This window comes from Micromonospora globosa (genome assembly GCF_000717585.1).
Classification (GTDB): domain Bacteria; phylum Actinomycetota; class Actinomycetes; order Mycobacteriales; family Micromonosporaceae; genus Micromonospora; species Micromonospora aurantiaca.
In genome coordinates this window covers 11,519-29,980 of sequence record NZ_JNZR01000005.1, presented here as the reverse complement: position 1 = coordinate 29,980, position 18,462 = coordinate 11,519, and the positions used below count along the sequence as shown (strand labels likewise).

17 protein-coding genes and 1 pseudogene are annotated in these 18,462 nt (G+C 73.2%); 12 read left to right on the top strand and 6 right to left on the bottom strand.

All coding sequences use genetic code 11. The features are described from left to right. The first annotated feature begins 46 nt into the window (after nucleotides 1–46). The 3 genes from IF06_RS0107390 to IF06_RS0107380 all read left to right on the top strand — a co-directional run bounded on the left by IF06_RS0107390 (nucleotide 47) and on the right by IF06_RS0107380 (nucleotide 3,496). A complete protein-coding gene (locus IF06_RS0107390) occupies nucleotides 47–1,402 on the top strand; it encodes a hemolysin family protein (protein ID WP_013284717.1) in 1,356 nt (451 codons plus the stop codon). Beyond that, nucleotides 1,399–2,463 (top strand): hemolysin family protein, encoded by a 1,065-nt coding sequence (locus tag IF06_RS0107385; protein WP_013284718.1) that lies wholly within the window; start codon nucleotides 1,399–1,401, stop codon nucleotides 2,461–2,463. The genes IF06_RS0107390 and IF06_RS0107385 overlap by 4 nt, the downstream gene beginning before the upstream one ends. Before the next feature lie 103 nt (nucleotides 2,464–2,566). After that, the gene (locus IF06_RS0107380) at nucleotides 2,567–3,496 is read left to right on the top strand and encodes a sporulation protein (protein ID WP_030269796.1); all 930 of its coding nucleotides are present in this window, start codon (nucleotides 2,567–2,569) and stop codon (nucleotides 3,494–3,496) included. Nucleotides 3,497–3,594: 98 nt separating this feature from the next. Here IF06_RS0107380 and leuE read toward each other — a convergent pair whose 3' ends face one another. Both leuE and IF06_RS0107370 read right to left on the bottom strand, forming a co-directional pair. Continuing rightward, nucleotides 3,595–4,257, bottom strand: coding sequence for a leucine efflux protein LeuE (gene leuE / locus IF06_RS0107375; RefSeq protein ID WP_013284720.1), 663 nt, complete (start codon nucleotides 4,255–4,257; stop codon nucleotides 3,595–3,597). Next, nucleotides 4,254–5,501: a bifunctional pyridoxamine 5'-phosphate oxidase family protein/GNAT family N-acetyltransferase gene (locus tag IF06_RS0107370; protein ID WP_030269793.1), complete on the bottom strand. Its 1,248-nt coding sequence runs from the start codon at nucleotides 5,499–5,501 to the stop codon at nucleotides 4,254–4,256. Before IF06_RS0107370 ends, leuE begins: the two co-directional genes overlap by 4 nt. Nucleotides 5,502–5,539: 38 nt before the next feature. Here IF06_RS0107370 and IF06_RS0107365 point away from each other — a divergent pair, with 38 nt between their 5' ends. Both IF06_RS0107365 and IF06_RS0107360 read left to right on the top strand, forming a co-directional pair. Next, on the top strand, nucleotides 5,540–6,877 hold the full coding sequence (locus IF06_RS0107365) for an aminotransferase class I/II-fold pyridoxal phosphate-dependent enzyme (RefSeq protein WP_030269791.1): 1,338 nt from the start codon (nucleotides 5,540–5,542) through the stop codon (nucleotides 6,875–6,877). An 80-nt stretch (nucleotides 6,878–6,957) separates the two neighbouring features. Further along, nucleotides 6,958–7,659: a UdgX family uracil-DNA binding protein gene (locus IF06_RS0107360; protein WP_013284723.1), complete on the top strand. Its 702-nt coding sequence runs from the start codon at nucleotides 6,958–6,960 to the stop codon at nucleotides 7,657–7,659. Here IF06_RS0107360 and IF06_RS0107355 read toward each other — a convergent pair. Both IF06_RS0107355 and IF06_RS0107350 read right to left on the bottom strand, forming a co-directional pair. Beyond that, nucleotides 7,649–7,996 (bottom strand): nuclear transport factor 2 family protein, encoded by a 348-nt coding sequence (locus tag IF06_RS0107355; RefSeq protein WP_225319783.1) that lies wholly within the window; start codon nucleotides 7,994–7,996, stop codon nucleotides 7,649–7,651. The two genes, IF06_RS0107360 and IF06_RS0107355, sit on opposite strands and share 11 nt — an antisense overlap. Before the next feature lie 46 nt (nucleotides 7,997–8,042). Beyond that, a complete protein-coding gene (locus IF06_RS0107350) occupies nucleotides 8,043–8,699 on the bottom strand; it encodes a 4a-hydroxytetrahydrobiopterin dehydratase (RefSeq protein WP_013284725.1) in 657 nt (218 codons plus the stop codon). A gap of 89 nt (nucleotides 8,700–8,788) precedes the next feature. Here IF06_RS0107350 and IF06_RS0107345 point away from each other — a divergent pair, with 89 nt between their 5' ends. The 7 genes and pseudogenes from IF06_RS0107345 (at nucleotide 8,789) to rny (ending at nucleotide 16,843) form a co-directional block, all read left to right on the top strand. Next, nucleotides 8,789–9,931, top strand: coding sequence for an acyl-CoA dehydrogenase family protein (locus IF06_RS0107345; protein ID WP_013284726.1), 1,143 nt, complete (start codon nucleotides 8,789–8,791; stop codon nucleotides 9,929–9,931). Between the two features lie 69 nt (nucleotides 9,932–10,000). Further along, nucleotides 10,001–11,313, top strand: a pseudogene (locus IF06_RS0107340) (MFS transporter). After that, nucleotides 11,304–11,504, top strand: coding sequence for a DUF3046 domain-containing protein (locus IF06_RS0107335; protein ID WP_013284728.1), 201 nt, complete (start codon nucleotides 11,304–11,306; stop codon nucleotides 11,502–11,504). Before IF06_RS0107340 ends, IF06_RS0107335 begins: the two are co-directional and overlap by 10 nt. A 185-nt stretch (nucleotides 11,505–11,689) precedes the next feature. Then, the gene (recA, locus tag IF06_RS0107330; RefSeq protein WP_013284729.1) at nucleotides 11,690–12,739 is read left to right on the top strand and encodes a recombinase RecA; all 1,050 of its coding nucleotides are present in this window, start codon (nucleotides 11,690–11,692) and stop codon (nucleotides 12,737–12,739) included. Between the two features lie 11 nt (nucleotides 12,740–12,750). Then, nucleotides 12,751–13,443 (top strand): regulatory protein RecX, encoded by a 693-nt coding sequence (locus IF06_RS0107325; protein ID WP_030269788.1) that lies wholly within the window; start codon nucleotides 12,751–12,753, stop codon nucleotides 13,441–13,443. A 50-nt stretch (nucleotides 13,444–13,493) separates the two neighbouring features. Then, nucleotides 13,494–14,198, top strand: coding sequence for a 3-keto-5-aminohexanoate cleavage protein (locus IF06_RS0107320; RefSeq protein WP_030269786.1), 705 nt, complete (start codon nucleotides 13,494–13,496; stop codon nucleotides 14,196–14,198). An 878-nt stretch (nucleotides 14,199–15,076) separates the two neighbouring features. Continuing rightward, nucleotides 15,077–16,843 (top strand): ribonuclease Y, encoded by a 1,767-nt coding sequence (gene rny / locus IF06_RS0107310; RefSeq protein WP_013284733.1) that lies wholly within the window; start codon nucleotides 15,077–15,079, stop codon nucleotides 16,841–16,843. Between the two features lie 74 nt (nucleotides 16,844–16,917). On the opposite strand, the gene IF06_RS0107305 is transcribed toward rny, so the two are convergent. Beyond that, the gene (locus tag IF06_RS0107305; protein WP_013474477.1) at nucleotides 16,918–17,793 is read right to left on the bottom strand and encodes an amino acid ABC transporter permease; all 876 of its coding nucleotides are present in this window, start codon (nucleotides 17,791–17,793) and stop codon (nucleotides 16,918–16,920) included. After that, a complete protein-coding gene (locus IF06_RS0107300) occupies nucleotides 17,790–18,446 on the bottom strand; it encodes an amino acid ABC transporter permease (RefSeq protein WP_013284735.1) in 657 nt (218 codons plus the stop codon). The genes IF06_RS0107305 and IF06_RS0107300 overlap by 4 nt, the downstream gene beginning before the upstream one ends. Nucleotides 18,447–18,462 lie beyond the last annotated feature (16 nt).

Here is an 18,462-nt window from a genome sequence, read left to right as displayed (position 1 = left end):
CCCGGCGAATTCCCTCCCCGACGACCCCGGGAGCACTGAACCTCCCGTGTTGATCCTCGTCGGTCTCCTTCTCATCACCGTCCTCACCGCCGCCACCGGTTACTTCGTGGCCCAGGAGTTCGGTTACGTCGCCGTGGACCGGGGCAAGCTCAAGCAGCTCGCCGACGGTGGCGACCGTGCCGCGGCCCGGGCCCTGGAGGTGACCGGGCGGCTCTCCTTCATGCTGTCCGGCGCGCAGCTCGGCATCACAGTGACCGCCCTGCTCGTCGGTTACGTCGCCGAGCCGTACCTGGGTGCCGGGCTGGCCGACCTGCTCGGCGTGGCCGGGCTGTCCAGCTCGGTGTCGCTGCCGCTGTCGGTGGCCCTCGCCCTGATCATCGCCACAGTGGTGCAGATGGTCCTCGGCGAGCTGGCCCCGAAGAACCTGGCCATCGCGCGGGCCGAACCGCTCGCCCGGGCGCTGTCCCGGTCCACCCTGATCTACCTGAAGATCGCCGGTCCGCTGATCACGCTGTTCGACCGGGCCGCCGTACGGCTGCTCCGCCGCATCGGCATCGAGCCGATCGAGGAGCTGCCCAGCGGCGCCACCCCGCAGGACCTGGAACAGATCATCGCCGAGTCCCGGGAGGAGGGACACCTCGACGCCGAGATGTCCGACCTGCTGGACCGGGGTCTGGACTTCCGGGAGCTGACCGCCGGGGAGGCGATGGTGCCGCGCGTCGACGTGCACACCATCCGGGCCGACGAGCCGGTCAGCCGGATCGTCGAGCTGCTCGACACCGGCCACTCCCGGTTCCCGGTGAGCGGCGCCGAGGGCGTCGACGACCTGGTCGGCGTGGTCGGCATCGCCGACGTGCTCGGGGTGCCCCCGGCGCAGCGCGCGACCACCCGGGTCGACGCGGTGGCCGTACCCCCGTTGCTGGTGCCCGAGACGCTGCCGCTGCCGACGGTGCTGGACCGCCTGCGGTCCGGGCACCGGCAGCTCGCCTGCGTGGTCGACGAGTACGGCGGCTTCGCCGGCGTGATCACGCTGGAGGACCTGGCCGAGGAACTGGTCGGGCCGATCCGCGACGAGGACGACCCGCCGGACCGGGCCGCGGCCCGGCAGGAGGACGGCTCCTGGGTGGTCCCGGCGCGCTGGCGCATCGACGAGGTCGCCGACAGCACCGGCATCGAACTGCCCGAGGCGCCCGAGTACGACACGCTCTCCGGTCTGGTGATGCGGGAGCTGGGCCGGGTGCCCGAGGTCGGTGACCGGCTGGAGATCCCGGTCGCCACGGACGGCGACGAGCCGGCCGGCGGCCCGCGGGTGCTCGTCGAGGTGCTGGCGGTGGACCGGCACGTGGCCGACTCGGTGCGGCTGCGGCCCGCCGCCTCCGTGTCCGGGGAGGGTTCCGCATGAGCCCCGGATTCGCGTTGTTCTCCTCCGTGGTGCTGCTGGCGCTCAACGGGTTCTTCGTGGCCGCCGAGTTCGCGCTCGTCGCGTCCAAGCGGTACCGGCTGGAGCAGGCGGCGGCCGGTGGCGGCCGGGCGGCCCGCGCGGCGCTGGACGGCGTCCGCGAGCTGAGCCTGATGCTGGCCGGCGCGCAGCTCGGCATCACGCTGTGCACGCTGGGTCTGGGCGCGCTGGCCGAACCGGCCATCGAGCACCTGCTCAGCCCGCTGCTGCACGCGGTCGGCCTGCCCGAGGCGGTCAGCCACGTGGTGGCGCTGGTGTTCGCGCTGTCGCTCGTGACGTTCCTGCACCTGGTGGTCGGCGAGATGGCCCCGAAGTCGTGGGCGATCACCGACGCGGAGCGGTCCGCGATGCTGCTGGCGTTGCCGTTCCGGGCGTTCGCCCGGATCGCCCGGCCGGTGCTGTCCCTGCTCAACGGGCTCGCGAACGCGATGCTGCGACTGTTCGGGGTGCAGCAGCAGGACCAGCTCGCCCAGGTGCACGGCCCGGACGAGCTGCGCATCCTGCTGGAGCAGTCCCGGGAGCACGGGCTGCTCGGCGCCGAGCAGCACCAGCTGCTGACCAGCATGCTGGAACTCCAGGGCACCACAGTCGCCCAGGTCATGGAGCCGTTCGACCAGATCGTCACGGTGGGCCGGAGCGAGACCGCCGAGCGGATCGAGCACGTCTCCCGCGACAGCGGCCGGTCCCGGCTCGCCGTGGTCGACACCGGTGGTGAGGTGTGCGGCCTGGTGCACGTACGCGAGGCGGTGCGCGCCGTCACCACCGGCCGCCCGGCGACCGCGGAGGAGCTGATGACCAGCGCCTTCACGCTGCCGGCCGAGGCGTCGGTGACCGAGGCGGTGGCCGCCATGCGGGCGCGGCAGGCGCAGCTCGCGCTGGTGAGCAACGGTGGCGGGCCGACCCGGCCGATCGGGTTCGTCGCGCTGGAGGACCTCCTGGAGGAGGTCATCGGCGAGTTCGACGACGAGACCGACCCGGTGCCGCGAGGGCGCCGGATGCGCTGACCGTCGTGATCCGTACCGGCCCGGCGAGGTGGGACAACCACTTCGCCGGGCCGGCGTCCGTCCCGGCCGGGCATGGCCGGGCGGGCAGCGGGAAAGCCCCGGCATGCGGTTGACCGGCGTGTCGCGGGACTCCGCCTGGACCGGGCTCTCGGTGAGCACCACGCTGCCCAACCCGAGCACCCGGCCGGGCCTGAGCCTGCCGGGCCGGGTGACGCTCGCCGCCGGCGGGTCGGACGTACCGGTCCGGCACATCCGGCTCGGCCTGGTCACCCAGGTCGAACCGGAGGACCCGGAGGCGCCGCGCCGCCTGGTGCAGTTCCAGACGTGGACGATCGCGGGCCGGTTCGTGGTGCCGGCCGGACGGCGGCGGGCCGTCGAGTTCGCCGTGCCGCTGCCGTGGGAGTCGCCGGTGACCACGTACGGCGGGGTGCCGCTGCTGAGCCTGCGTACCGGGCTGCGTACCGAGGTGTCGGTGGACCCGGAGGTGGACCAGGGCGCGATGGTGCCGGTGCTGATCCACCCGCTGCCCTCCCAGGAGCACGTGCTCGCCGCGCTGGACACGCTCGGCTTCGCGATCCGGCAAGCCGGGCTGCGCGAGGGACGGCTGCCGGGGGTGGAGCAGACGCTGCCGTTCCAGCAGTGGTACGGCTTCTGGGCCGCCCCGCTCTACGCCGGCCCGATGACCGAACTCGAAATGATCATGCTGACCGACTCGGCCGGCGTGGAGGTGCTGCTCTGGCTGGACCGGCGGCTCTCCCTGGCCGGGATCACCCACCAGAGCATCAGCCGGTTCCGGGTCTGGCACGCCGGTGCCGATGAGCGCGACTGGGTGGCCACTGTGGACGGCTGGCTGCGGCACGCCATCGACAGGCACGCGGCCGCCGCCGCGCACGCCGACTGGTCGGCCACGATCCGCGAGTCGGCGCACGTCAGCCGCCCGCCGGACCGTCCGGTCGCGCCGGGTTACGGCCTCGGGGGTACGGCCGGCGGCGCCGGCATCGGCGGTGGTGGCGGAGGCGGCGACGGCACGTGAGCGCGTGAGCGTGCACGCGCGTGTGCGCGTGCGTGTGCGTTGTTAAGAAGGGGCCCTTCCTCTACCGGAGGCGTTAAGAAGGGGCCCTTCCTTACACCTCAGCCGGCGGCGAGCTTGAGGCTGAAGCCGAGGAACAGCACCGCGACGGCAGTCGTACCGCTCGCGGCGAGCCGCCGGCGCTGCCGGAACTGGGCCGCCAGATACGTGCCGGTGAAGATCAGCACGGTCAGGTAGAGCGCGCTCGCGACCTGTGCGATCAGCCCGAGCAGCAGGAACGACAGCGCGGGCCACGCGTACCCGGGGTCGACGAACTGGATGAAGAACGAGACGAAGAACAGGATCGCCTTCGGGTTGAGCAGACTGATCACCAGCGCCCGGCGGAACGGCTCCCGCTGCTCCGCCGGCTCCACCTCGTCGATCAGGCGCGGCGTGGCCGGGTCGTTGCGGTCGCGCCAGCGCCGCCACGCGCCGCGCAGCATGGCCAGCCCCAGATATCCGAGGTACGCCGCGCCGGCGTACTTGATCACCAGGTAGAGCGGCGGATACGCCTGGAGCAGCGAGGCCACCCCGGCGGCGGAGAGCACCATCAGCACCGCGTCGCCGACGAACACCCCGGCCGCGGCCCGGTAACCGGTGGCGACGCCCCGGCGGGCGGCGGTGGCCAGCACGAAGAGCGAGTTCGGGCCGGGCAGCAGCACGATCGCCACGGTGCCCAGCACGTACGTCCAGATGTCGGTGATCCCCAGCACGCCGGACATCATGACGCCGCGGGTGCCGTCGGGCGAAGCCTTTCCCGCAGGCTGACCTGTGCCTTCGGCCACTCCTGCGCGAGCATCGAGTACTGGACGGTGTCCCGCCAGGAGCCGTCGGCGCGCTGCTTGTGCCGGCGCAGCACGCCCTCCCGGCTCGCGCCGAGCCGTTCGATGGCCCGCTGCGAGCGTTCGTTGCGGATGTCGGTGTGCCAGACCACCCGGACCGCGTCCAGGTCGTCGAAGGCCCGGCCCAGCAGCAGGAGCTTCGCCTCGGTGTTGACGCCGGTACGCCACCAGGGGCGGCCCAGCCAGGTGTAACCGATCGCCACCGACCGGCGGACCGGGTCGATCTCGTAGTAGGAGGTCGTGCCGATCACCGCGCCGGTGACGGCGCAACGCTGGGTCCAGCACACCTGCTCGCCGCGTTCCTGCGCGTCCAGGTAGGCGGCGACCACCTGGCGCATCCCGGCGGCGTCGGCGGGCTGCGTACCACCCAGGTGCCGCCACACCTCCGGGTCGGCGGTGGCGGCGTACAGCTCGTCGGCGTGGGCGAGGTCGAGCGGCTCCAGCACGACGTGCTCGCCGCGCAGCACCGCCGGCTCGTGCCACGGCGAGCGGGCCGCACGCAGGTACGCCGGCACCGGCGCGCTCACCCCGGGCGCGGGTTCGGGGCGGCCCGGCGTGAGCCGCAGCGGAACCACACCGGCCCAGTACGGCAGCGCCTCGTCGGCCGGCTCGTCGTTGACGCCGCCGGTGCGCATCCGTACCGACACCTCGCGCAGCGGCAGCGCCAGCACGGCGGTCTCGGCCAGTTCGCGCCGGTTCGGCGGGCGGCTGTCGGCGGACCGGCCGGCGGCGACCTTCTCCACAAGCGCGGTCAGCACCGCGGCCTTCTCGCCGGCGTCGTCGACCAGGTGGGCGGTGCCGTGCGCCACCACCGACCGGTAGTTGGCGCTGTGGTGGAACTGGGAGCGGGCGTAGATCAGCCCGTCGAGGTGGGTGACGGCGACGCAGACCCTCAGCCCGGCCTCGCTCCGGGCGGCGAGCAGCGGCCGGCTGCCGGTGGATCCGTGCAGGTAGAGCGTGTCTCCGATGCGCACGTGCAGGGTCGGCAGGATGCGCGGCTCGCCGTCCACAGTGAACGACAGTGCGCAGTGGTACGCCTCGTCGAGCAGCGCGTGCGCGGTGACCCGGTCGTAGTGCATCCGGTCGCGGGTGCGGGTGGCGGTGGTGCGTTCGGTCGGGGCGTACACGTGACATCCCACCTTTGTTCTAGTACAATCTCCGAACTGTGGCAGCACATTATCAGATCGCCGGCTCGACCTCCGCCGCGATTTCGGCAAGCGTCGAATCCGGCATCCGCACCGGCGATCTCGCCCCCGGCGACGCCCTCCCCGCCGTCCGCGCGCTCGCCGCCGAGCTGGACGTCAGCCCGGCCACAGTCGCGAAGGCGTACCAGGAACTGCGGCAACGTGGCCTGGTCGCGACCGCTGGCCGGCACGGCACCCGGGTCCGCCCCCGCCCGCCGGTCGCCGGTCGCCGCGCCGCGTTGCTGCCCCCGCCGCTGCCCGGCGGCCGTGACCTCTCCGCCGGCCAGCCCGACCCCCGGCTGCTGCCCCCGCTCGGCCCGCACCTGGCAGCGCTCGCCACCGAGATCGGACCCCCTGGCGGGTACGCGACCGACGCCGTGCTGCCCGACCTGGCCGCCCTGGCCCGGGACCGGCTCGCCACCGATCGCGTGCCGGCCGGCGCGCTCACAGTCACCGGCGGCGCGCTCGACGGCATCGAACGGCTCCTCGCGGCCCACCTGCGCCCCGGCGACGCGGTGGCGGTGGAGGATCCGGGCTGGGCCAACCTGCTCGACCTGATCGCCGCGCTCGGGCTGCGTACCGTCGGGGTGCCGGTGGACGACGAGGGCCCCACAGTCGGCGGCGTCCGGGCGGCGCTCACCGCCGGCGTCCGGGCGCTCGTGGTGACCAGCCGGGCGCAGAACCCGACCGGCGCCGCCGTCTCCGCCGACCGGGCCGGCGCGCTGCGGACGCTGCTCGCCGGACGGGCCGACCTGCTGCTGATCGAGGACGACCACGCCGCCGAGCTGGCCCGCGTACCCCTGCATCCGCTCGCCGGGGCGACCCCGGCGTGGGCCTTCGTCCGGTCGGTGAGCAAGCCCTACGGGCCCGACCTGCGGCTCGCGGTGCTGACCGGCGACGAGGCCACAGTGGCCCGGGTGGCCGGGCGGGCGCGGGTCGGCGCCGGCTGGGTCTCCACTGTGCTGCAACGGCTGGTCGTGTCGCTCTGGCGCGACCCGGCCACCGCCGGGCTGGTACGGCGCGCGGCGGACAGCTACGACAGGCGGCGCGACGGGCTGGTGGCCGCGCTCGCCGCGCGCGGGGTGGCAGCGCACGGGCGTACCGGGATCAACGTCTGGGTGCCGGTGCCCGACGAGACGGTGGCGATCACGACGCTGCGCGACGCCGGGTGGTCGCTCGCCCCCGGCGGCCTGTACCGGATCGCCGCCGCCCCCGCCGTGCGCGTCTCGGTGAGCGCGCTGGACGAGGCGGACGTCCCCGCGCTCGCCGACGCCCTCACCGCGGGAAGGAAGGGCCCCCTCTTAACGCATTCGGTATAGGAAGGGCCCCTTCTTAACACCTCCGGACAGCGCGGCGGGCCGCTCGCGTGCGCGCCGCCCGACGGGGTAGAACGATCGGCATGGCCGAGACCGAGAGCGCACCCGGCGCACAGGAGTTCATCCCGCCGTCGGCGGACACCATCGACGAGCTGCGCGCCGCGGCGGGGGATTGCCGGGGCTGCGAGCTGTACCGGGACGCCACCCAGACCGTGTTCGGCCGCGGCGACGAGCACGCGCGCGTGGTATTCGTCGGCGAGCAGCCGGGCGACATCGAGGATCAGAAAGGGCTGCCGTTCGTCGGGCCGGCCGGGCGGCTGCTGCGCAAGGCCGTCGACGACGCGGCGCTCGACCCTGCCCAGATCTACCTGACCAACGCCGTGAAGCACTTCCGCTTCGAGCTGCGCGGCAGGCGGCGCATCCACCAGACCCCGGACCGGGTGCACGTCACCGCCTGCCGGCCCTGGCTGGTCGCCGAGTTCGCCCGGCTGCGCCCGGAGATCGTGGTGGTGCTCGGCGCGACAGCCGCCAAGGCGCTGCTCGGCCCGAGCTTCCGGGTGACGAAGCAGCGCGGTGAGCTGCTGCCCTGGCCCGCCGCCGCCCAGCACCCGGAGGACTTCGAGCGGGTGCCGGTGGACCGGGCGGGCGCTGTGGCCGACGCCCCGGCGGCCCGGCTGCTCGCCACCATCCACCCGTCCGCGGTGCTGCGCGCCGACAACCAGGACGTGGCCTACGAGGGCCTGGTCGCCGACCTGAAGGTGGCCGCGAAGGCACTCAAGAAGTGATCTTGCCGAACACGTCCTTGGCGACGATCCGCCCGTCCCGGACCCGGTAGACGTCCAGCCCGCGAAGCACGGTGCCGTCCTCGGCCGGCGGCCAGGCCCACTCGCAGACCGCCCGGTCGCCGGTGGCCCAGACCGCGCCGAGCGCCGGACCGTCGCCCGGACCGAGCTGCCCGGCGAAGACGTCGGCCACCGCCGCCCGCCCCCGTACCGTGCCGGCCGGCCCGTCCCAGGCGTTCGGGCAGTAGGTGACGTCCTCGGCCAGGCAGGCCGACACCGCGGCCAGGTCGCCCCGCAGCCAGGCCGCGTTGAACTCCTCGATCAGCGCGCGTGCGTCCACATCGGGCACGCTATCGCCGGGCCGCGCCCGCCGCTGCCCCGGCTTCTCAGGAGCGCTGCTGCCAGGTGCAGAGGCAGACCCGGTTGCCGTCCGGGTCGGCGAGCACCCAGAAGCTCGGCGCCTCCGCGTCGCTGACGAGCGTCCCGCCGGCCGCCAGCGCCGCCGCTATGCGCGCGTCCACCTCGGCCGGGTCGACCCACACGTCCGGGTGCCACCGCTGCCGCGGCTCGTCCCGGCCGGAGCGCTGGAACCAGACGGTCGGCAGCACGCCGTCCGGGTCGCGTACCTCGTCGTCGTCCGGTCCGCGGCCGTCCGGCGACTGCCAGGCCAGGACCGCCCGCCAGAACGGCAGCACCGCGGCGTGCTCCGGGGTGTCCAGCGCGAGTTCCAGGCGGGCCAGCCCGGCGGCCGACAGGGTCAGCCCGGAATCCGCGGCCAGCCCCGAGATGAACCGGGCCAGCCGCAGGTCACGCTGCGTCACCCCACCCGCGTCGTGCGACCAGAGCCGCACGTCCACGTGGGTGTAGCGCAGGTCCAGATCCGGATGATGGTCGACCCGCTCGGCCTCCGCGCCGACCGCGGCCACCAGCGCCAGTCCGGCCGCGAAATCGGGGGTACGGATGCGCGTCTGCAACGCCCCCAGCAGGTACGTCCACCCGTCCAGCCCGGCCTCGGCCACCTGCTTCCCCGTGAGTGTGCTCATCCGGTCATCCTGGTCCACCGCGCGGCGGCGGGCCACCCCGTCCGGTTCGCCCCTGTCCGGCGGGGGTGAGCGGTGCCAGACTTGCCGCCATGGAGCAGCATCTCTACGAGCCCGTCCACGACGAGTTCCGTGACCTGTGCCGCCGGTTCCTCACCCGGGAGGCGGTGCCGCACCACGAGCGCTGGGAGGCCGACGGGATCGTCGACCGGGAGGTCTGGCGGGCCGCCGGCGCGGCCGGGCTGCTCGGCCCGGACGTGGACCCCGAGTACGGCGGCGGCGGGCAGCGCGACTTCCGCTTCAACGCGGTGCTGGACGAGGAGATCGTCGCGGCCGGGTGCACCGGCCTGGGGTTCGGGCTGCACAACGACGTGGTCGCGCCGTACCTGACCGAGCTGACCACCGGCGACCAGCGCAAGCGGTGGTTGCCCGGCTTCTGCTCCGGCGACCTGGTCACCGCCATCGCGATGAGCGAGCCGGGCGCGGGCAGCGACCTGGCCGGCATCCGCACCAGCGCGGTCCGCGACGGCGACAGCCTGGTCCTCAACGGGCAGAAGACGTTCATCACCAACGGTGAGATGGCCGACCTGGTGGTCGTGGTGGCCAAGACCGCGCCGGACCAGGGCGCGCACGGGGTGAGCCTGGTCGTGGTGGAGAGCGGCACGCCGGGCTTCAGCCGGGGCCGCCGCCTGGCGAAGGTGGGCCTGAAGGCCAACGACACAGCCGAGCTGTTCTTCGACGACTGCCGGGTGCCGGCGGAGAACCTGATCGGCACCGAGAACCACGGCTTCTACCACCTGATGGCCAACCTGCCCCGGGAACGGCTGAGCATCGCCGTCGCCGCGGTGGCGGCCTGCGAGAAGCTGCTTGCGCTGACGATCGAGTACGCCCGCTCCCGGGAGGCGTTCGGGCGGCCGATCGGCCGGTTCCAGCACAACCGGTTCCTGCTGGCCGAGCTGGACACCGAGGTCACCATCGCGCGGACGTTCGTCAACCACTGCGTCACCGAGTTCAACGCGGGCCGCCTCTCGGTGACCGACGCGGCGAAGGCCAAGTGGTGGACCACCGAGTTGCAGACCAAGGTCGCCGACCGGTGCGTGCAGTTGCACGGAGGCTACGGCTTCATGGCGGAGTACCCGGTGGCGAAGGCGTGGCTGGACAGCCGGGTGCAGACCATCTACGGCGGCACCACCGAGATCATGAAGGAGATCATCGGCCGGGGCCTCGGCCTGTAGCGAAACCGGGTGCCGGCCGGGCGGGCCGGTGCGGGAGGATGGGGCACCCGTCCCCACCAGGAGCGCCGCATGTCCACCGACCTGACCGCGCCGGCCCCGCCCCGGCCCGACGTCGCCGGCATCCAGCGGCGTACCGTCCGGCTGCTCTTCCTCACCCAGATCATCGGCGGCATCGGCGTCACCATCGGCATCTCGGTCGGCGCGCTGCTCGCCGCCCGGGTCGCCGGCACCGCCCTGGCCGGGCTGGCGCAGAGCGCCGGTGTGGTCGGCGCCGCGCTGCTCGCCATCCCGGTCACCCGGCTCATGACCGCGCGTGGTCGGCGGCCGGGTCTGGTCCTCGCGTACGCGGTCGGCGCGGTCGGCGGCGTGCTGGTGGTGGTCGCCACCGTGACGCGCCTGGTGCCGCTGCTCTTCGTCGGCATGCTGCTGTTCGGCGGCGGCACGGCGGCCAACCTCCAGGCCCGCTACACGGCGGTGGACCTGGCCGAGCCACAACGCCGGGGACGGCAGCTCTCGCTGGTGGTGTGGGCCACCACCATCGGCGCGGTGGCCGCGCCGAACTTCGCCGCGCTCGCCGACGACACCACCCGGGGCTGGGGCCTGCCGGCGCTGGCCGGCCCGTTCGCCTTCAGCGCCGTCGCGTTCACGCTCACCGCCGTCGTACTCCTGGTCCTGCTCCGGCCGGACCCGCTGCTCACCGCGCGCCGGCTGGCGGCGGCCGAGCCGGCACCCGGCGCCGCGCCGGCTGTCACCCGCCGCGGTGGCATGGTCGCTGCATGGCGCACGGTACGCGGGCGGCCGGCCGCACGCCTCGGCATCGCCGCGGTGGCGGTGGGGCATCTGGTGATGGTCGCTGTCATGTCGATGACGCCGGTGCACCTCGGCGAGTGGCACTCCGACGAGGACGTGCTGCCCGTGGTCGGCCTGGTGCTGAGCCTGCACATCGCCGGCATGTACGCGCTGTCGCCGGTGGTGGGGTGGCTCACCGACCGGGTCGGCCGCCGGCCGGTGATCCTCGGCGGCGTGGCGCTGCTGCTGGCCGCGTGCGCGGTCTCCGGCACCGCCGGGCACCACACGGCGCTGCTGTCGGTGGGGCTGACGCTGCTCGGGCTGGGCTGGTCGGGCACGATGGTGGCGGGTTCGACGCTGCTGTCGGAGTCGGTGCCCACCGCCGACCGGCCCGGCGTTCAGGGCCTGTCCGACCTGCTCATGGGGCTGGCCGGGGCGGGCGCGGCGGCGGCGAGCGGGTTCGTCATGCGGGCCGTGGGGTACCCGACGCTCACCCTGCTGGCGGCGATCGCTGTGGTGCCGCTGGTGGCGCTGGCGCTGCGCCGTACCGGCACGCGACCACTCGACGAGGAGGACTGAACACGTGCGGCTGACCGACTTCTGGACGCGGCTGGAGGAGGCGTTCGGGCCCGGGTACGCGACCAGCATCGCCAGGGACCAGGTGCTGTCCCAGCTCGGCGGGCGGACCATCGAGCAGGCGCTCGCGGCCGGTGAGCAAACGCACGTGGTGTGGCGCGCCGTGGTCGCCGCGTATCCGGACCGGGTGCCCGCCCGACTACGCTGAGCAGCCTTTTCGTCGATCCCGCGTGTCGCTTGCTCAGTCGTACACCTGTTCGGCTATTGTCCACAGCGGGGTGCTCGTCCACAGCTCACGGCCCGTCGGCTGGTTTTCTGTCGGACCCAGCGCCTAGCGTGTCCCGCGTGACGCGAAGCTCAGGAAAGACGCCGGCGAAGGCAGGGGTGGCAACGATGGCAGCAGGGCCTGACCGGGAGAAGGCGCTCGACCTTGCTCTCGCTCAGATCGACAAGCAGTTCGGCAAGGGTTCGGTGATGCGGCTGGGGGAGCGGCCCGTCGTGCAGACGGCTGTCATCCCGACCGGCTCCATCGCGCTCGACGTGGCGCTCGGCGTGGGCGGTCTGCCCCGCGGCCGGGTGGTCGAGATCTACGGTCCGGAGTCCAGCGGTAAGACCACCGTCGCGCTGCACGCGGTGGCCAACGCCCAGCGCGCCGGCGGCATCGCCGCGTTCATCGACGCGGAGCACGCGCTCGACCCGGAGTACGCGCGGGCCCTCGGCGTCGACACCGACGCCCTGCTGGTCTCCCAGCCGGACACCGGCGAGCAGGCGCTGGAGATCGCGGACATGCTGGTCCGCTCCGGCGCGATCGACATCATCGTGATCGACTCGGTGGCGGCCCTGGTGCCGCGCGCCGAGATCGAGGGCGAGATGGGCGACAGCCACGTCGGTCTCCAGGCCCGGCTGATGAGCCAGGCGCTGCGGAAGATCACCGGCGTACTCAACAACACCGGCACCACCGCGATCTTCATCAACCAGCTCCGCGAGAAGATCGGCGTGATGTTCGGCAGCCCGGAGACCACCACCGGTGGGCGGGCGCTGAAGTTCTACGCCTCGGTCCGGCTCGACGTGCGCCGCATCGAGAGCCTCAAGGACGGCACCGACGTGGTCGGTAACCGCACCCGGGTCAAGGTCGTGAAGAACAAGGTCGCCGCGCCGTTCAAGCAGGCCGAGTTCGACATCATGTACGGCAAGGGCATCTCCCGCGAGGGCTCGCTGATCGACGTCGGTGTGGAGCAGGCGATCATCCGCAAGTCCGGCGCCTGGTACACCTACGACGGCGACCAGCTCGGCCAGGGCAAGGAGAAGGCCCGCGAGTTCCTCCGCGAGAACCCGGACGTGGCGGCCGAGATCGAGAAGAAGATCCTGGAGAAGCTCGGCGTCGGCACCGGTGGTGCGGGCGACGCCGCCGGTGGCCCGGAACTGCCGCCGGTCGACTTCTGATCCGCTGACCCGTGGCAGGACGACGCGCCCGTACGGGCCGGGGCTGGGATGCCGGTCCACCCCGTACGGGCGACGCCACAGGTACGCCCCGGCCTCGCCGGGGGCGCCGTGATCGCGCGGCGGAGCCCGATGCAGGGGAGGCTCCGGCTCCGCCGCGCGACGAGGCCGAGCTGGCCCGGGAGATCTGCCTGCGGCAGCTCGCGGTCCGCCCGCGGACCCGGGCCGAGCTGGCAGGTGCGCTGGCCCGGCGCGGCATTTCCGAGGAGGTCGCCGAGCAGGTCCTCGACCGGTACGACGAGGTCGGCATCGTCGACGACGCCGCCTTCGCCCGCGCCTGGGTGAGCAGCCGGCACAACGGCCGCGGGCTGGCCCGCCGTGCACTCGCCAACGAGCTGCGTCAGCGCGGTGTCGACGGCGAGGTGGCCGGCGCGGCACTGGACGGGCTGGACGAGGAGACCGAGGCGGAGACCGCCCGCGCCCTGGTGGAGCGCAAGCTGCGCAGCACCCGGGGCGAGCCGGACGCGGTGTTCCGGCGTCTGGTCGGCATGCTGGCGCGCAAGGGCTACCCGGCCGGGGTGGCGATCCGGGCGGTGAAGGACGCGCTCGCCGCGCAGAGCGCCGAGGCGGCCGAGTTCGCCGAGCACATCGACGCCGACGCGATGGCCGACGCCGAGCACGACCTCGACTCCCGCCGGCTCGACTGACCGACCGGCCGCCGGCGTCGCGGCCGCCGTCCCGAGGGAGGCGCACACCCGTGCTGAAGGCGTGTCTCAACGGCACCCGACGGCTGGACGAGCACCCCGCCGTGCCGCTCACCCCGGCCGAACTGGCCGCCGACGCGGTGCGCTGCGCGACCGCCGGGGTGGCGGCGGTGCATGCGCACCCGCGCGACGACGGCGGCACCGAGTCGCTCGACCCGGCAGTGATCGCGGCGGCGGTCACCGCCATCCGCGACGCCCGTCCCGGCCTGCCGGTCGGCGTGAGCACCGGCGCCTGGATCGTCCCCGACCCGGCCGAGCGGGCCGCCGCCGTCCGCGCCTGGACGGTGCTGCCCGACTTCGCCTCGGTGAACGCCCACGAACCCGGAGCGGCCGAGGTCGCCGCCGCCCTGTACGAGCGCGGCGTGATGGTCGAGGCCGGTCTGTGGACCCCGGCGGCGGTCGACGCCTGGCGTCGTTGTTCTACGCCCGCCGGGCGGGTCCTCGTCGAGTGCATGGCCGAGCAGGTCGAGACGGCGCTCGCCGACGCGGCGGCGATCCTCGCCGCGCTGCCCGGCGGGCACCCGCCGGTGCTGCTGCACGGGGAGGGTCCGGCCACCTGGCCGGTGTACGCGGAGGCGGTCCGGCGTGGCCTGCACACCCGGATCGGCCTGGAGGACACGCTGCTGCTGCCCGACGGCACCCCCGCCCCCGACAACGCCACCCTGGTGACCGCAGCCCTCACCGCCGCCGCACGCTGACCCACCCGGCGCCGGCTCGGCGCAGCCCTCGCGCGACCCTCACCCGGCCAGGTCGATCATGAACTTGGCGGCACTTCCCGTCCGCTTTGTCCAGGCCAACCTCATGATCGCGCGCGCCCGGCCGGACCGGCCGGCCCTGCCACCCCCGGCGGCGCGGCCGCGCGGCCGGACGGTGATCAAGGAGTTTGTGTCGTCTGGGCGGTCGTGGGTGGACGTCGAGTCCTCGATCACGGGGGTGGGACGGTGACGGCGGAGCTGATCATGGGGGTGCGAGAGGGGCATGAGCAGGTCGGAGCGGCCGAGTCGCGGCGCTACGGGGCGGGGTTTGTCCTGGCCTGTCCGGCATCTGATCACCACTGAGTGACGTCGTAACTTCTCTCCGTCCGGGTGGTTTGATCATGACTCCTTGACCGAACGGCCCCTCGCGACCTAGCCTCGCCATACAGGCTCACTTTGCCCGACCAGCGCAGGCTAAGCGCACAACATAGATCTCGTAACAGAACAGCATCACTTTGGCCAGCTACACCGGCCCTTGACGGAAGCTCCGGAACCTTTCGGAGCCTCCGACAACTGCAACCGGCCGCCAGCGGTGCCCCATGAGGGACACCGCCGACGGAAAGCTGCCCACAGCCAGCCGCTCCGGTCGGGCGTCCAGAGCCGCAGGCGCGTGTCCTTCGCGCGTGTCCTGCGGCGCCGACGTTTCAGGGGGAGGCGGCCATGGCAGGGCGGCACAGGTTCACCGGCGGTCTGCCACACGGCCCCGACCCCGCATCGGCGGGCGACAGCCCGGCCACCGAGCCCCGACGGGCCGGCGACGCCGGCCGGGTCGCCGGAGTGCGGCGGGCGAGTGTGCCCGCGTACCGGTGCGGAGCGGCTCGATGAGCGCCTTCGACGTCGTCCTCCTCCTGGTCGTGCTGCTGCTGGTCGTGGTGGTGGTCGGCGCCGTGCTGTTCGGCGTGCGTACCCTCAAGCGGCTCAGCCTGGCGCCCGCGCCGGAGGACCCGGCCTTCATCGCGGAGAAGGACCGGCAGGAACAGTCCCTCGCGGCGTTGCGGACGGCCGCCGACGAGGTGAACAGCACCATCGACGTTGCTAAGTCCGCGGCCGCGGCGGCGCGTGCCGAGGCGGCCGCCGCCAAGGCGGAGGCGAAGGCGGCCCGGGCCGAGGCGCGGCGGGTGCTCGACGACGCCCGCGCCGAGGCGGACACGGTGCTGGAGCGGGCGCACAAGCAGGCCGAGGCGGACGCCGAGCAGTTACGCGCCACCGCCCGGCGCAGCGGCGAGCGGGAGGTGGCGGTGCTGGCCGCCACCACCCGGGAGCAGGCGGCCGAGGTGGAACGCCGGGCCGCCCGGATGGACGAGCGGGAGCGGCTGCACACCGAGGAGGTGGAGCGGCTGGCCGAACGGGAGCGGCAGCTCACCGCCGCCACCGCGGCGCTCGCCGCCCGGGAGGCCGCCCTGGCCGAGCGCGAGCGGACGCTGACCGAGGTGGAGGAGCAGCGCCGCCGGGAGCTGGAGCGGGTGGCCGGCCTGACCGCCGACGCGGCCCGCGCCGAGCTGGTCGAGTCGATCGAGGGGCAGGCGAAGCGGGAGGCCGCGCTGCTGGTCCGGGAGATCGAGGCGGACGCCCGGGGCAGCGCCGAGCAGCGCGCCCGCAACATCGTGGTGGACGCCATCCAGCGGGTCGCCAGCGAGCAGACCGCGGAGAGCGTGGTCAGCGTGCTGCACCTGCCCGGCGACGAGATGAAGGGGCGCATCATCGGCCGGGAGGGGCGCAACATCCGCGCCTTCGAGTCGGTCACCGGCGTCAACCTGATCATCGACGACACGCCCGAGGCGGTGCTGCTGTCGTGCTTCGACCCGGTACGCCGGGAGGTCGGCCGGGTCACGCTGGAGAAGCTGGTCCTGGACGGCCGAATCCACCCGCACCGGATCGAGGAGGTCTACGACGTGGCCCGGCAGGAGGTGGAGGAGCTGTGCCTCCGGGCCGCCGAGGACGCGCTGGTCGAGGTCGGCATCACCGAGATCCACCCGGAGCTGGTCACGCTGCTGGGCCGGTTGCGCTACCGCACGTCGTACGGGCAGAACGTGCTCAAGCACCTGGTGGAGACCGCGCACATCGCCGGGGTGATGGCCGCGGAGCTGCGGCTGGACGTGCCGACGATCAAGCGGTGCGCGTTCCTGCACGACATCGGCAAGGCGCTCACCCACGAGGTGGAGGGCAGCCACGCGATCATCGGCGCGGACGTGGCCCGCAAGTACGGCGAGAGCGAGGACGTGGTGCACGCCATCGAGGCGCACCACAACGAGGTGCCGCCGCAGACCATCGAGGCGGTGCTGACCCAGGCGTCGGACGCCTGTTCGGGCGGGCGGCCGGGCGCGCGGCGGGAGAGCCTGGAGGCGTACGTCAAGCGGCTGGAGCGGATCGAGGAGATCGCAGCCGGGAAGCTGGGCGTGGAGAAGGTCTTCGCCATGCAGGCGGGCCGGGAGATCCGGGTGATGGTCAAGCCGGACGACGTGGACGACATCGGCGCGGCGGTGCTGGCCCGGGACGTGGCCAAGCAGATCGAGGAGGAGCTGACCTATCCGGGTCAGATCCGGGTGACAGTGGTGCGCGAGTCCCGGGTCACCGAGATCGCCCGCTAGACCGGCAAGACCGAGAACGGGCGGGTGGGGGAGAACCCCACCCGCCCGTTCCGTGTCCGTCGGACGACGTCAGCTCACAGCGGCGTGGCGCCGGTGCCACCGTCGGTCTGCGTGGCCGCCACCGGCTTGGCCGCGGTGCGCGGCAGCCGGGTCAGCCGCTTCTGCAGCCACCAGGCCAGCACCGACAGCAGGCCGCAGATGCTGATGTAGATGGCCGCGACGATCAGGTACGTCGGCACGTACGGCAGGCCGAACGCCAGCCGGCCGCCGATCTGCTTGCCCACGAAGAGCAACTCCGGGTACGTGATGATGAAGCCGAGCGCGGTGTCCTTGAGCAGGACGACGAGCTGGCTCACGATCGCCGGGAGCATCGACCGGAACGCCTGCGGCAGCAGGATCAGCCGCAGCACCTGGTTCTTGCGCATGCCGATCGCGTACGCGCCCTCGGACTGCCCGTACGGCACGGCGTTGATGCCGGCGCGGAAGATCTCCGCCAGCACCGAGCCGTTGTAGAGCGTCAACCCGATGACCAGCGCCCAGAACTTGTCGATCGGCCAGCCGTACTGGAGCGGCACGTAGTAGCCGAAGAAGATCAGGATCAGCAGCGGGATGGCCCGGAACAGCTCCACCACGAACGTGGCGGGAGCGCGGAACAACACCTTGTCGCTGAGCCGGGCACTGGCGAAGAACGCGCCGAACAGCAGCGCCAGCACGGTGGCGACGGCGGCGACCTTCAGCGTGGCCCAGAGGCCGTTCAGCAGCTCCCGCTGCACGGCCGCGTACTGGAACTGCTCCCACTTGCGGGCCTCGAACTGGCCGGTCTGGTTGAACTTGTAGACCACGAACGCGATCAGCGCGACGATCGCCGCGATCGAGACGATGCCGAGGATCCGGTTGCGCCTGCGGGCCTTCGGGCCGGGGATGTCGTAGAGGACGCTGCTGCTGCTCACCGGGCCACCGCCCACTTGCGCTCGAGGATCCGCTGGAGCACCACCAGCGGGATGATCAGGATCAGGAAGCCGATCACGATCCAGGTGAGCACGATGAACTGCGGCTCACCCCGTTCCGACATGTACGCCGGGATGGCGCCCGCTTCCAGCACGGAGAAGCCGGCCGCGATCGTGGTGTTCTTCAGCATGGCGATGAGCACGCTCATCATGGGCGGGACCATGGCCCGCAGCGCCTGTGGCAGCACGATCAGCGTCAGCACCTGGGCGAACGTCATGCCCAGCGCGCGGGCCGCCTCGGCCTGGCCGGTGGCGACCGTGTTCACGCCGGAGCGGACCACCTCGCAGATGAACGCCGAGGTGTAGGCGATCAGCGCGATGCAGGCGCTGTTGAAGTAGTCGATGTTGACGTCCAGCTTCGGCACCGCGAAGACGAGGAACGCGAACACCAGCGTCAGGGGAGTGTTGCGGACCAGGTTGACGTAGGTGGCGCCGAACGCCCGCAACGCGGGGACCGGTGACACCCGCATCGCGCCGAGCAGCATGCCGAGGACGAGACTGCCGACGCCGGCGATCAGGAACAGCTTGACGGTGTTGTAGAACCCCTCGCGGAACAGGCTCGCGTTGTCCGTCAGGACGCGGAAGAACTCGCCCATACCTCGCTCTCACTCT